Source organism: Streptomyces sp. NPDC001787 (genome assembly GCF_040297465.1).
Classification (GTDB): Bacteria; Actinomycetota; Actinomycetes; order Streptomycetales; family Streptomycetaceae; genus Streptomyces.
This window is the reverse complement of record NZ_JBEOZE010000004.1, coordinates 75,543-89,719: the sequence shown is the minus strand read 5'-3', so window position 1 is coordinate 89,719 and position 14,177 is coordinate 75,543. Positions and strand designations below refer to the sequence as shown.

Genomic DNA, 14,177 nt, shown 5'->3' with positions numbered 1-14,177 from the left:
GTCGCGCCCCGTCGCGTCCCCTCGCGCCCCGTCGCAGGACCGGCCCCCGGCCCGGTCAGAGCAGCCCGGCCGCGTCCAGGAGGTAGTCCGTCATCGGGTCGTAGAAGCGCGGGTCGGTGACGTGGTCGTCCAGGGGGACGGTGACCTGGAGGGTGCCCTCGGACTCGCCGAGGAACAGGGCCGGGTCGTTGCAGTCCGCGTAACCGATCGAGTCGAGCCCGCGCTGCCCCGCGCAGCCCGCCCAGCCGTGGTCGGCGACGACCAGGTCGGGCAGCGGCCGGCCCTGCTGCTCCATGGCGTCCAGGATGGCCGCCATCGGGGCCGGGGAGTGCGTGTGCCACAGGGTCGCCCCCCGCTCCAGCACGGCGACGTCCGCGAACTGGAAGACCATGCCCTCGTCCGCCATCAGCCCGGACGGAATCCGGACAATCTCGCAGCCCGCCCGGCGCAGGGCGTCCGCCGTCTGCCGGTGCACGTCCAGCAGACCGCCGGGGTGGCCGGTGGCGAACAGGACGCGCTCGGAGCCCGCCGCCGCCTTGCGCAGCCGCGCCGCCATCCGCTCCAGGCCGTCGACCGTCAGCTCCGGATCGATGGTGTCCTGGCCCGCCCGGTGTGCGGGGTCGTCGTTCACTCCGCACCGCTCGGCCATGACGGCGAGGACGTCCTGCTCGTCGGCCCAGCGGTCGCCGAGCTCCAGGCCCAGCCAGTAGTGACGGTCGCCGTTGGCGAGCTTGCGGTAGTGGGAGAGGTTGTTGTCGCGGGGTGTGGCGACATCACCTGCGATGCGCGTACGGACGAGGTGGTCGACGAGTGCGGCGCGGCTGGGTATCGGCATGCACCCATTGTGCCGCCCTGTGTGCGCATCGCGCCGGGTGTCCCGCTCACCGGGCGGCACGGGGGGGGAACGCCCTTCGTGCCCCGTCGTACGCGCGGCGCCCCTCCCCGCGCCCACGCCGCCGGCCGGCCATCACCCCCTCGCCGGCCCCTCGCCGTACCCGCCGGGGTCCGCGTCGAACCCCTCGCCGACCCCGGCGTCAGCCCCTCGTCAGTCCCTCGTCAGTCCCTCGTCCGGCCCGGCGCCCGGCCCGGCGGAAGACTTCCCGTGCTGTTCACCCCCGCGTGACCTGCTGCTTCGTGGTCCGGACGGGCCCGGCGTCTCGAATGGATCCGCACAGAGGTCTGGACCACCTGAGTCACGCCAATCCCGTGTCTGATTCCGCCCGTTCCCCCTTTGACGGGTCAAGTGGTCTATACCTTTGCTACTAGGGTGGGCCACCTGAAACCGCTACATACGCAGCCGTGGGGGGCTTTATGAGCGTGTGTCACCTTCCGCAACCACCTTCCGACGACGAGCTCTACTGGTACTTCGGCCCACAGCGCCGTTGGGTCCTGGTCAGCAGTTCACTCGCCTTCGTGTTCACGGCGGCGACGATGTTCACCTTCGCGCTCCGGACACCCGCCCTGTGGGCGTTCCTCGCGGTCCTCGGGCTGAATGTCGTGGCCCTCGTCCTCTCCTCGCTGAACAGCCTTCGCCAGCGCCGGCTGACCCGGCAGTCGCACGACGTACTCGTGCGCGCCTGGCAGCCCGCCGAGCTGCCGGGCGTCGATCTCTATCTGCCGACCTGCGGGGAGCCGCTGCCCGTCCTCGCCAACGCCTACCGCGCCGTCGCCGCCGTGGACTGGCCCGGGGCACTGACCGTCTGGGTGCTGGACGACGCCGACCGGCCCGAGGTCGCCGCGCTCGCCGCCGAGCACGGCTACACCTATGTCGTCCGGCCCGACCGTGGGCACCTGAAGAAGGCGGGCAACCTCAACCACGCGCTCACCCTCAGCAGTTCGGAGTTCATCGCGATCCTGGACGCCGACTTCGCACCCCGGCCGGACTTCCTGCGCCACCTCGTCCCGTATCTGGCCGATCCCGATGTCGGCATCGTGCAGAGCCCGCAGTGCTTCGACACCGACGAGGGCATGGACTGGATCCAGCGGGCCGCCGGATCGGCCCAGGAGTGGTTCTTCCGCTGGATCCAGCCGTCGCGCGACGCGAGCGACGCCGCCATCTGCTGCGGCAGCAACGCCGTCTACCGGCGCAGCGCGATCGACCTGGCGGGCGGCTTCGCCCGGCTCGACCACAGCGAGGACCTGTACACCGGACTCGCCCTGTACGAACGGGGGTTCCGCACCCAGTACGTGCCGGTGCTGGTGGCCAAGGGCACCTCCCCCGACCATGTCACCGCCTTCGTCAACCAGCAGTACCGCTGGGCGATGGGGAACCTGCATCTGCTCGGGACACCCGTGCTGCGGCGGATGCGGGCGCCCTGGCGGATGCGGCTGTGCTTCTACGAGGGCATCATCGGCTACCTGGCCACCGCGGTGAACACCTTCGCGGCGCCGCTGCCGCCGCTGGTCATGATGTTCCTGTACCCGGACCACATCCGCCCCTGGCACGTACTGCCGCTCCTCGCTCCGCTCTGGCTCTGGCATGTGCTGCTGCCGCGCGTCAGCCGGACCCGCTGGCGGGTGGAGGTGATCCGCGCCAACGTCCTCACGAGCGTCGCCGCCGCGACCGCGTTCCTGCACACCCTGCGGGGGCGCAGCGCCGCCTGGGTACCCACCGGCGCACGCGGCACCGGCACCCGGGGCGGGATGGCCCGCCGGGTGGTGGGCGTCTCGCTGGGCTGGCTCGTCGTGTCCAACGGAGCCGCCGCGGCCGGACTCGCGCTGGCCGTCGCCCGCAACGGCTGGGAGCCCAACTGGGGCCTGGGGCTGTACCTCCTGGTGCAGTGCCAGATCAACGTGCCGCTGATCCGGGACCTGCTGGCCGAGTTGCGTACGACGGCGAAGGCCACGGACCGGGCGACCCGCAGGAACGCACGAAGGGCCGCGCGCCATGACGCGCGCCGTGACATCCGCCATGACGCCCGTCATGACATCCGCCGTGCCGCTCGACCGGCCGCAGGCCGCAACGCGAGCCGGCCCCCGGCCCTGAACGCGGGCCCCGCCGCCACCCGGCTCCGCGTCCGGACCGGCATGCTCCCCCGGCGCTGGCCCGAGACCCTCGCCGCCACCGCCGTCCTTCTCCTGACCGGCCTGCTCGCTTCCGGGCTCGTCAACCCGATGCTCCCCTGGCTGAGCTGAGCTGACGTGAAAGGCATCATCTCCATGCCGTTCCCTGTGACCCCGCGTCGGCGCCGCAACGGCGTCCCGACCGGTGCACCTCCCACCGCCGACCCCGCCGACCCCGCCGACCCCACCGGTCCCGCGGGTCCTGCCGGTCCCACCGGCCCCGGCGGCGAATCCGGGCCGAGCCCGCACCGGTCCACGTTCCGGCCCGACATCGAGGGCCTGCGCGCGGTGGCCGTGCTCGCGGTCCTCGCCTTCCACGCCGGGATACCCGGCATGGCCGGCGGGTTCGTCGGGGTGGACGTCTTCTTCGTCATCTCCGGCTACCTGATCACCGGACTGCTGGTCCGGGAGGCGATCACCACCGGCCGGATCCGGCTCGGCGACTTCTTCTCCCGCCGCGCCCGGCGGCTGCTGCCCTCGGCCGCCGTGGTGCTCGCCGCCGTGGCGGTGGCCGGCGCCTGGCTGACCGTACCGCTGCGGCGGACCGACCTGGAGTACGACGTCGTGGCGGCGGCGCTGTCCGTCGCCAACTGGCGGTTCGTCTCCCAGCAGACCGACTACCTCGCCGCCGGGCACGGTCAGAGCCCGCTGCTGCACTTCTGGTCCCTCGCGGTGGAGGAGCAGTTCTACCTGTTCTGGGCCCCGCTGCTGGCGGTGATCGTGATCGGTGCGGCCCGCGCGGTCCGCCGGGGACGGGCGGTACGCGGTGTCGTGGCCCTGGTCACGGCGGTACTGGCGCTCGGCTCGTTCGCCCTGTCCCTGCACTGGACCGGCTCCTCCGTCTCACTGGCGTACCTCGGAACGCCCTCACGGGTCTGGCAGTTCGGGGCCGGGGCACTGCTCGCCCTGCTGCCCTGGCACCTGATGCGCGGGCCGCGCCCGCTGCGTCTGCTGTGCGGCTGGGCCGGAGCCGGGGCGATCGTCTGGTGCGTCCTGTCGTACGACGCGGGCACCCCGTACCCCGGGTACGCCGCGCTCGTGCCGACCCTGGCCACGATGGCCGTCATCCTGGCCGCGATCCCCGGCCGGGGCGAGCGCCACGCCGAGGGGCCGTACGGGGTGGGACGGCTGCTGGCGGGGCGCGCACCGCGTGCGGTCGGGCGGCTCTCCTACAACCTCTATCTGTGGCACTGGCCCGTGCTCGTGCTGGCCGAAGCCCGGTTCGGGGCGCTCGGCTGGCCCGCGCGGACCGCGCTGACCCTGGCGTCGGCGCTGCCCGCGCTGGCCGCCCTGCGCTGGGTCGAGCAGCCGCTGCGCCGCAGCCGTACGGTGTCCGAACTGCCCCGGCGCGGGCTGGCGGTGGGTGTCTCGGCGATCATCCTTCCGGTCGTGCTGGCGCTGGTGGTGGGCACCACGACGCTCCGGCTGCTGGGCCCGGCCACCCCGGTCGACCTGCGAGGACTTCCGCCGGGTGCCGCCGCCGGGCCCTCGCTGCTGGCCCGGGACGCCGGTGCGCCGCTCGCCGGCGGGCCCGTGGTGCCCAACCCCGTACAGGCGCGGAAGGACTTCCCGCCGGACGGCGCCTGCGAGGTCGCGCCCGCCGTGACCCGCAGCCCCGAGTGCCTGTTCGGCGCGACGGACAGCCCGGACCGGATCGTGCTGCTCGGCGACTCGCACGCCGGGCAGTGGTTCTCCCCGATGCTCGCGCTGGCCGCCGAACGCGGCTGGGCGCTCCAGGAGTTGGTGAAGCAGGGCTGCCCGCTGCCCCGGCTCACCGTGGACAGTCCCCAGTTGGGCCGTGTCTACCGGGAGTGCGACGTCTGGCGGGCGGACGCGCTGGAGCGGCTGCGGAAGCAGCCCAAGCCCAGGCTCATCGTGATCTCCTCGCTCAACCGCTACACCGACGACCCCGGACTCCTCGCGGACGGCTGGGACAGGACACTGGAGCCGCTGCGCGCGCTCGGGGTGCCGATCGTCTACATCGAGGACACCCCCGTACCCGGTACGGACATCCCCGCGTGTGTCTCCGGCAGCCCCGAGGACCCGGGTGCGTGCGCGTTCGCCAGGAAGGACGCCGTGCCGGCCGATCCGCTGGCCCGGCGGATCGCGTCGGGCGCGCTGCCCGGCGTACGGAGCATCAGTGTGAACCCCGTGCTGTGCCCGGGGAACGGGCCGGACTGCCCCGCCGTACGGGACAGGGTCCTGCTCTACCGGGACGACGCCCATCTGACCAACGCGGCTGCCGTCGTGCTGGCTCCCCGGCTGGAGCGGCTGCTCGGCGAGGCCGGGGCGCTGCCCGTGCCCGGGGTGTCCGGAACGCCCGCGCCGAGCGGCCCCGCCGCCCCCGGGGCCGACGGCTGGACCGAGCTGCTGCGCGACGACTTCGACGGTCCGGCGGGCAGCCGCCCGTCCGCCGCGCGCTGGCAGTACGACCTCGGCACCTGCTACCCGGGCTGCCCCGCGCCGCAGTGGGGCACGGGGGAGATCGAGACCATGACCGACTCGGCCGACAACGTCCGGCTCGACGGGAGGGGCGCGCTGGAGATCGTCCCCACCAGGAAGGCGGGCAAGTGGAGTTCGGGCCGCATCGAGACCCGGCGCTCCGACTTCGCGCCGCCCCCCGGCGGGGTGCTGCGGATCGAGGCGTCGATCGCGCTGCCGGATGTCACGGGGGCCGGGGCGGCGGGCTACTGGCCGGCCTTCTGGACCCTGGGCGCGCCGCTGCGTGACGGCTACACGGGGTGGCCGGGCGTCGGGGAGCTGGACATCATGGAGTCCGTCAACGGCCGGGACACCGTCTTCGGCAGCATGCACTGCGGTGTCATGGTGGGCGGCCCCTGCGAGGAGCCGGTGGGCCGGACGTCCGGGCCGCAGCCGTGCCCCGGCTGCCGTACGGAGTTCCACTCGTACGCCGTCGAGGTCGACCGTTCCCCCGGCGCGGAGGAGATCCGCTGGTATCTGGACGGGCGCGCGTACCACCGGGTGACGGCCGCCTCGATGGACACCGGTACCTGGAAGCGGGCGGTGGACCACGGGGTGTTCCTGATCCTGAACGTGGCCGTCGGCGGCAAGCTCCCGCTCGCGGACGGGGCGGCTCCGGGCCCGGCCACCGAGCCGGGCCACCCGATGCGCGTCGACCGCGTCACCGTCTCGGCGCGGGAGGGGGCCGCCGCCGGGCGGTAGAGACTGTCCTGCGGGCTCTACGCGTGGGGCCGGGCCGGCCGTCGTCCGGGCCGGCCCCACAGCGTCATCGCGCGCAGCAGCCACTCCACCGGGCCGAGCCGGTGGCGCCGCATCAGCCGGGCGGACACGGCGAGCTGGCAGACGTAGAAGAGCAGCGCACCGGCCAGGACGGTGGCCGCGCCCACCCTGCCGTACAGCGCGGCCCCGTAGCCGGTGAAGACCAGGGCCATGGCGAGGGACTGCGTCAGGTAGTTGGTCAGCGCCATCCGGCCCGCCGGGGCGAGCCGGGCGGCGAGTGCGGCGCCGCGCGGGGTGGTGAACCAGAGCAGCAGGCCGCTGGCGTAGGCGGCGGTCAGCGCCGGGGCGGTCACCATGCCGACGACGAACATCGGGATCTCCCAGCGGGCGGACATCGGCCCGACCGTGCCCGCCGCCATGAGCGCCCCGCCGGGCAGGCCCACGAGGAGTCCCGCCAGGAGAATCCGGCGCAGCCGGTCGGTGCGGCCGACGAGGCCGGTGAGCAGGCGGCGCTTGCCCGCCGCACAGCCGACCAGGAACGCGGTGACGACCATGCCGCCCATCATGAGCATCCCGACCAGGATGTCCGGCCAGGCCCCGATGTTCGCGCGGAGCACATCGCCCGCGCCGCCCCGGTAGGCGGCGGTCAGGTCGGCGGCCCGCGCGGCGAGTTCGGCGGCCTCGCCCTCGTCGGCCGGGTCCAGCAGCGCGACGCCCGTCGCGGCGAACAGGTAGAGGGCGGCCACGGCCCCGTACACCCGGAGGGCGGCGCGCCACATCCTGGCCGGGCCGGCGTCACGGGCGGCGAACAGGATCAGGCCGAGCACGGCGTACGTGGTGAGGATGTCGCCGGGGTAGAGCAGGGCGGCGTGCAGGACACCGAGGACGAACAGACCGAGGAGCCGTCGCAGCATCCGTGGTGCGAAGCGGGCGCCGTCGCGTTCGGCCGAGGTCAGCTGGAGCGTGAAGCTGTAGCCGAAGAGGAACGAGAACAGCAGGTAGAACTTGGTGTGCACGAGCATCGTGACCAGCCACAGCGCGACGTGGTGCACACCATCGGTGAGCGGGCCGCCGCCGCGTGTGCCCTCGATCCCCGACATCACCATGACGTTGGCGAGGAAGATCCCGCAGAGCGCGAAGCCGCGCAGGGCGTCGACCTCCACGATCCGCTGCCGCAGGGGCGCGGGCGGTTCCTGGCGCGATCGTGTGACGGCCATCCGTCGGGTCCCCTCGTTCGTCCTGCGGTCGTCCCGGGGCATGGCGGTGCCGCTCGTCCCCCGGCGGGGAGACGCGGTCGCGCCGCTCGGGGTTGCCCGCCGAGGGCGCCGGGGACCGCCGGCCGCGCGCCGGCGCGAACAGACGGCCGAGGCCGCCGCGCCGCCGCGACCCCGCCGCCGCCCCGCGCGCTAGCGCGAACCGGCCGCCGCCTCGAACGCTCCGCGTGCCAGCCGGTGCAGCAGCGCCGCCGTCGCCGCACGGTCGGGAAGGGCCTCGGGGCGGGCCAGGTGCGGGGTGGAGTTCAGCAGGCCGAAGACGGCGTGGACGGTGACCCGGGCCTCGTCCTCGGCCACGTCCGGGTAGAGCTCGCGGACGACGCCGACCCAGACCTCGACGTACTGGCGCTGGAGCCGGCGCACCCGCTTGCGGTCCGTGTCGCGCAGCCGGTCCAGCTCACGGTCGTGGAGGGTGATCAGGGGACGGTCGTCCAGGGCGAAGTCGATGTGCCCCTCGATGAGCGCGTCGAGCAGGGCCCGGGGGGAGCCGTCCCCGTCGGCGGCGTCCTGCGACACACGGAGCCGGCCGCCCTCCAGCAGGCGCTCGCTGATGCCCACCAGCAGTTCGGCGAGCATCGCGTCCTTCCCGGGGAAGTGGCGGTACAGACCGGGGCCGCTGATCCCGACGGCGGCCCCTATCTCGTCGACGCCGACGCCGTGGAAGCCGCGCTCGGCGAAGAGGCGGGCCGCCTCCCGGAGGATCTGCTCGCGGCGGGTCGGAGCCGCGACGCGGGCGGCGGCATGGGTGCTCATGGGGATTCATTCTAGACAGGGCCGTTAGCGCTCGTTAACCTGAACGCAATGCGTTAACGCTCATTAACTATCGCGGTACGGGCAAGGGGGCTCGACACGATGCAGCAGGCACCGGTCCTGGCGAGCGCGGCCGATCCCGCCTCGGAGGCCTGGCAGGCCAACGAGGCGGCGCATCACGCGCTCGCCGGAGAGCTGCGCACGCGGCTCGCCACGGCACGGCTCGGCGGGGGTGAGAAGGCCCGCGCCCGGCATGTGGCGCGCGGCAAGCTGCTGCCCCGGGAGCGGGTGGACACCCTGCTCGATGCGGGCTCGCCCTTCCTGGAGCTGGCCCCACTGGCCGCCGAGGGGCTGTACGGGGGCGCCGCACCGGCGGCCGGGGTGATCGCCGGAATCGGGCGGGTCAGCGGCCGGGAGTGCGTGATCGTCGCCAATGACGCCACGGTCAAGGGCGGCACCTACTACCCGATGACCGTGAAGAAGCACCTCCGCGCCCAGGAGGTGGCGCTGGAGAACCGGCTGCCGTGCCTGTATCTGGTCGACTCGGGCGGGGCCTTCCTGCCGATGCAGGACGAGGTGTTCCCCGACCGGGACCACTTCGGGCGGATCTTCTACAACCAGGCCCGGATGTCGGGGGCCGGCATCCCGCAGATCGCGGCGGTGCTCGGGTCCTGCACGGCGGGCGGGGCGTACGTCCCCGCGATGAGCGACGAGGCCGTCATCGTCCGCAACCAGGGCACGATCTTCCTCGGCGGTCCGCCGCTGGTGAAGGCGGCGACCGGTGAGGTCGTCACGGCCGAGGAGCTGGGCGGCGGCGAGGTCCACTCCCGTACGTCGGGGGTCACCGACCATCTCGCGGAGGACGACGCGCACGCGCTGCGGATCGTCCGGAACATCGTGGCCACCCTGCCGGAGCGCGGGGCGCTCCCCTGGTCCGTGCGGCCGGCCGAGGAGCCGAAGGTCGACCCCGCGGGGCTGTACGGGGCGGTGCCGGTCGACTCCCGGACGCCCTACGACGTGCGCGAGGTGATCGCCCGGGTCGTGGACGGCTCGCGGTTCCAGGAGTTCAAGGCGGAGTACGGCACGACGCTGATCACCGGCTTCGCCCGTATCCACGGCCACCCGGTCGGCATCGTCGCCAACAACGGCATCCTGTTCTCCGAGTCCGCCCAGAAGGGCGCGCACTTCATCGAGCTGTGCGACCAGCGCGGCATCCCGCTCGTCTTCCTCCAGAACATCTCCGGCTTCATGGTCGGCCGGGACTACGAGGCGGGCGGCATCGCCAAGCACGGCGCGAAGATGGTCACGGCGGTGGCCTGCACACGGGTGCCGAAGCTGACCGTGGTGGTCGGCGGGTCCTACGGGGCGGGCAACTACTCCATGTGCGGCCGGGCCTACAGCCCCCGCTTCCTGTGGATGTGGCCCAACGCCAAGATCTCCGTCATGGGCGGCGAGCAGGCCGCCTCCGTGCTGGCGACCGTCAAGCGCGACCAGCTCGGCGACGACTGGAGCGCCGAGGACGAGGACGCCTTCAAGGCGCCGATCCGCGAGCAGTACGAGACCCAGGGCAACGCGTACTACGCCACCGCCCGGCTCTGGGACGACGGTGTGATCGACCCGCTGGACACCCGCCAGGTGCTGGGGCTCGCACTGACGGCCTGCGCCAACGCCCCGCTGCCCCAGAAGGACCCGGCCGGGCCCGGCTTCGGCGTCTTCCGGATGTGAGGAACAGATGACGATGTTCGACACCGTTCTTGTCGCCAACCGCGGCGAGATCGCCGTCCGGGTGATCCGGACCCTGCGCGAGCTGGGTGTGCGCTCCGTCGCCGTCTTCAGCGACGCGGACGCCGACGCCCGGCACGTGCGGGAGGCGGACACGGCGGTACGGATCGGTCCCGCGCCCGCCGCGCAGAGCTACCTCAGCGTGGAAGCCCTGCTGGACGCGGCCCGCCGCACCGGCGCGCAGGCCGTGCACCCGGGGTACGGATTCCTCGCCGAGAACGCGGACTTCGCGCGGGCGTGCACGGACGCGGGGCTGGTCTTCATCGGGCCGCCCGCCTCCGCGATCTCCCTCATGGGCGACAAGATCCGCGCCAAGGAGACCGTCGCGGCGGCCGGGGTGCCGGTGGTGCCCGGGTCCTCCGGCAGCGGGCTCACCGATGCCCAACTGGCCGACGCCGCACGCGAGATCGCCATGCCGGTGCTGCTGAAGCCCTCGGCGGGCGGCGGCGGCAAGGGCATGCGGCTGGTCCGGGACGAGGCACTGCTGGCCGAGGAGATCGCGGCGGCCCGGCGCGAGGCGCGCGCCTCGTTCGGCGACGACACCCTGCTGGTGGAGCGCTGGATCGACCGGCCGCGCCACATCGAGATCCAGGTGCTGGCCGACGCGCACGGCCGGGTGGTGCACCTGGGCGAGCGCGAGTGTTCGCTCCAGCGCCGCCACCAGAAGATCATCGAGGAGGCGCCGTCCGTCCTGCTGACCGAGGAGACCCGGGCGGCGATGGGCGAGGCGGCCGTCCAGGCGGCCCGCTCCTGCGGCTATGTCGGCGCGGGCACGGTGGAGTTCATCGTCCCGGGCGACGACCCCGCCGCGTACTGCTTCATGGAGATGAACACCCGCCTCCAGGTCGAGCACCCGGTCACCGAGCTGATCACCGGCCTCGACCTGGTCGAATGGCAGCTGAGGGTCGCGGCGGGCGAACACCTCCCGTACGCCCAGAGCGACATCACCCTCACCGGGCACGCGATCGAGGCCCGGATCTGCGCCGAGGACCCCGCGCGCGGCTTCCTCCCCTCCGGCGGCACGGTGCTCGCGCTGCGCGAGCCGCAGGGGCACGGGGTGCGCACGGACTCCGGGCTCAGCGAGGGCGTGCCGGTCGGCAGCCTGTACGACCCGATGCTGTCGAAGGTCATCGCGTACGGCCCCGACCGCGCCACCGCCGTACGCAAGCTGCGCGCCGCCCTCGCGGAGACGGTGATCCTGGGCGTCCCGACCAACGCGGGCTTCCTGCGCCGTCTGCTGGCCCACCCGGCGGTGGTGGCGGGCGAGCTGGACACCGGTCTGGTGGAACGCGAGGCGGACGGGCTCGTCCCGGACGGGGTGCCGGACGAGGTGTACGCGGCGGCGGCGGCGCTGCGGCTCGACGCGCTGGCCCCCCGGCCGGACGCGGACGGCTGGACCGACCCCTTCTCCGTGCCGAACGGCTGGCGCACGGGCGGCGGGGCGGCCCCCCTGACGTTCCCGCTCCGGGTCGCGGGCGGCGAGCCGGCCGACCGCGCCGCCCCCCACGCTTCGGCCGTCACCCCGCACGGGGTCACGGTCGAACTGGACGGCGTCACGCACCACTTCCACCGCGGCGGCCACTGGCTGGGCCGCGACGGCGACACCTGGCACGTCCAGGACCACGACCCGGTGGAGGCGTCCCTGAGCGGCGCCGCCCGCGCCGGGGCCGACACGCTGGCCGCGCCGATGCCGGGCACGGTCACGGTGGTCAAGGTGGCGGTCGGGGACGAGGTCGGGGCCGGGCAGAGCCTGCTGGTCGTCGAGGCGATGAAGATGGAACACGTCATCTCCGCCCCGCACGCCGGCACCGTCACCGAACTGGACGTCATCGCCGGGGCCACGGTCGCCATGGACCAGGTCCTGGCCGTGGTGGCACCCGTCGCCGCACCCGTGACCGGGGAGGAATCATGACCGCGCGACCGCTCGGGCTGCCCATGGAGGTGCCCGCCCCGGACTTGCCGGCCCGGGTCCGCATCCATGAGGTGGGGGCCCGCGACGGCCTCCAGAACGAGAAGGCGGTCGTCCCCACGGAGGTGAAGGCGGAGTTCATCCGCCGGCTCGCCGTGGCCGGGCTCGCGACGATCGAGGCGACGAGCTTCGTGCACCCCCGCTGGGTGCCGCAGCTGGCCGACGCCGAGCAGCTCTACCCCCTGCTCGGGGAGATCGCGGACATCGGGGACGTGGCACTGCCCGTCCTCGTGCCGAACGAGCGCGGGCTGGACCGGGCGCTGTCCCTCGGGGCCCGCCGGATCGCCGTGTTCGGCTCGGCGACCGAGACCTTCGCCGCCCGCAATCTGAACCGGACCGTCGACGAGTCGCTCGCCATGTTCGAGCCCGTGGTGGCCCGTGCCAAGGCGGACAAGGTGCATGTGCGCGGCTATCTGTCGATGTGCTTCGGCGACCCGTGGGAGGGGCCCGTGCCCGTCCACCAGGTCGTCCGGGTCGCCAAGGCGCTGATGAACCTGGGCTGCGACGAGCTGTCGCTCGGCGACACGATCGGCGTCGCCACCCCCGGCCATGTCCAGACACTGCTGTCCGAACTGAACGAGGAGGGCGTGCGCACCGACACCATCGGGGTGCACTTCCACGACACGTACGGCCAGGCGCTGTCCAACACCCTCGCCGCGCTCCAGCACGGGGTGAGCACCGTGGACGCCTCCGCGGGCGGCCTCGGCGGCTGCCCGTACGCGAAGAGCGCGACGGGAAACCTCGCCACCGAAGACCTCGTGTGGATGCTCCACGGCCTCGGCATCGAAACCGGGGTCGACCTCGACGAGCTCGTCGCCACGAGCGTGTGGCTCGCCGAACAGCTGGGCCGCCCCAGCCCCTCCCGTACCGTCCGCGCGCTCTCCCACAAGGAGTGAAGACCACCATGGCCCTGGATCACCGGCTGACCCCCGAACACGAGGAACTGCGCCGCACCGTCGAGCAGTTCGCACAGGATGTGGTCGCCCCGAAGATCGGCGACCTCTACGAGCGCCATGAGTTCCCGTACGAGATCGTGCGCGAGATGGGACGGATGGGCCTGTTCGGGCTGCCGTTCCCGGAGGAGTACGGCGGCATGGGCGGCGACTACCTCGCCCTCGGCATCGCCCTGGAGGAGCTGGCCCGGGTCGACTCCTCGGTGGCGATCACCCTGGAGGCCGGGGTCTCGCTGGGAGCGATGCCCGTCTTCCGCTTCGGCACCGAGGAGCAGAAACGGAAGTGGCTGCCGAGGCTCTGCTCGGGCGAGGCGCTGGGCGCCTTCGGCCTGACCGAGCCGGACGGCGGCTCCGACGCGGGCGGCACGCGCACGACGGCGGTGCTCGACGAGGCGGCCGGCGAGTGGGTGATCAACGGTTCCAAGTGCTTCATCACCAACTCCGGTACGGACATCACGGAGCTGGTCACGGTCACCGCGGTGACCGGCCGCAAGGAGAACGGCGCGCCGCGCATCTCCTCGATCATCGTGCCCTCCGGCACCCCCGGCTTCACCGTGGCCGCCCCGTACTCCAAGGTCGGCTGGAACTCCTCGGACACCCGTGAGCTGTCCTTCTCCGACGTCCGCGTCCCGGCGGGCAACCTGCTGGGCGAGGAGGGCCGCGGCTACGCGCAGTTCCTGCGGATCCTGGACGAGGGCCGGATCGCGATCTCCGCCCTCTCCACGGGCCTGGCCCAGGGCTGTGTGGACGAGTCGGTGAAGTACGCCGCCGAGCGGCACGCGTTCGGCAGAGCGATCGGCACCAACCAGGCGATCCAGTTCAAGATCGCCGACATGGAGATGCGCGCGCACATGGCCCGCATCGGCTGGCGCGACGCGGCCTCCCGGCTGCTGGCGGGCGAGCCGTTCAAGAAGGAGGCGGCGATCGCCAAGCTGTACTCCTCCACGGTCGCGGTGGACAACGCCCGCGAGGCGACCCAGATCCACGGCGGCTACGGCTTCATGAACGAGTACCCGGTGGCCCGCATGTGGCGCGACTCGAAGATCCTGGAGATCGGCGAGGGCACGAGCGAGGTCCAGCGGATGCTGATCGCCCGGGAGCTGGGGCTGCCGGCCTGACCGGTGATCACGTCGGCGGGGAGGCCGCCGCGCGACCCGGACGCGGGTCGCGCGGCGGCCTCCCCGT

Annotated in this window: 9 protein-coding genes; 6 read left to right on the top strand and 3 right to left on the bottom strand. The window is 73.4% G+C overall.

The window, feature by feature from the left end:
* Positions 1-55: 55 nt before the first annotated feature.
* The gene (locus ABT170_RS07320) at positions 56-835 is read right to left on the bottom strand and encodes a phosphatase (RefSeq protein ID WP_329944370.1); all 780 of its coding nucleotides are present in this window, start codon (positions 833-835) and stop codon (positions 56-58) included.
* Positions 836-1,311: 476 nt separating this feature from the next.
* On the opposite strand from ABT170_RS07320, the gene ABT170_RS07315 reads away from it, so the two are divergent.
* Both ABT170_RS07315 and ABT170_RS07310 read left to right on the top strand, forming a co-directional pair.
* Positions 1,312-3,135 carry a glycosyltransferase family 2 protein gene (locus tag ABT170_RS07315; RefSeq protein ID WP_351864821.1) on the top strand — a complete coding sequence of 608 codons (1,824 nt, stop codon included), beginning with the start codon at positions 1,312-1,314 and terminating at the stop codon, positions 3,133-3,135.
* Positions 3,136-3,159: 24 nt separating this feature from the next.
* Positions 3,160-6,246: an acyltransferase family protein gene (locus ABT170_RS07310; RefSeq protein ID WP_351864818.1), complete on the top strand. Its 3,087-nt coding sequence runs from the start codon at positions 3,160-3,162 to the stop codon at positions 6,244-6,246.
* Positions 6,247-6,263: 17 nt separating this feature from the next.
* On the opposite strand, the gene ABT170_RS07305 is transcribed toward ABT170_RS07310, so the two are convergent.
* Together ABT170_RS07305 and ABT170_RS07300 are read right to left on the bottom strand one after the other, a co-directional pair.
* A complete protein-coding gene (locus ABT170_RS07305; protein ID WP_351864815.1) occupies positions 6,264-7,481 on the bottom strand; it encodes a DUF418 domain-containing protein in 1,218 nt (405 codons plus the stop codon).
* A gap of 189 nt (positions 7,482-7,670) precedes the next feature.
* Complete coding sequence (locus ABT170_RS07300; RefSeq protein ID WP_329944366.1) at positions 7,671-8,291, bottom strand: SACE_7040 family transcriptional regulator; 621 nt, start codon at positions 8,289-8,291, stop codon at positions 7,671-7,673.
* Between the two features lie 99 nt (positions 8,292-8,390).
* Here ABT170_RS07300 and ABT170_RS07295 point away from each other — a divergent pair, with 99 nt between their 5' ends.
* The 4 genes from ABT170_RS07295 to ABT170_RS07280 are packed head-to-tail and all read left to right on the top strand — an operon-like array spanning position 8,391 to position 14,110.
* Positions 8,391-10,013: a carboxyl transferase domain-containing protein gene (locus tag ABT170_RS07295; protein WP_329944365.1), complete on the top strand. Its 1,623-nt coding sequence runs from the start codon at positions 8,391-8,393 to the stop codon at positions 10,011-10,013.
* Between the two features lie 7 nt (positions 10,014-10,020).
* On the top strand, positions 10,021-11,982 hold the full coding sequence (locus tag ABT170_RS07290; RefSeq protein ID WP_351864810.1) for an acetyl-CoA carboxylase biotin carboxylase subunit: 1,962 nt from the start codon (positions 10,021-10,023) through the stop codon (positions 11,980-11,982).
* Positions 11,979-12,935, top strand: coding sequence for a hydroxymethylglutaryl-CoA lyase (locus ABT170_RS07285; protein ID WP_329944363.1), 957 nt, complete (start codon positions 11,979-11,981; stop codon positions 12,933-12,935). The genes ABT170_RS07290 and ABT170_RS07285 overlap by 4 nt, the downstream gene beginning before the upstream one ends.
* Before the next feature lie 8 nt (positions 12,936-12,943).
* Positions 12,944-14,110 carry an acyl-CoA dehydrogenase family protein gene (locus tag ABT170_RS07280; protein WP_351864808.1) on the top strand — a complete coding sequence of 389 codons (1,167 nt, stop codon included), beginning with the start codon at positions 12,944-12,946 and terminating at the stop codon, positions 14,108-14,110.
* Positions 14,111-14,177 lie beyond the last annotated feature (67 nt).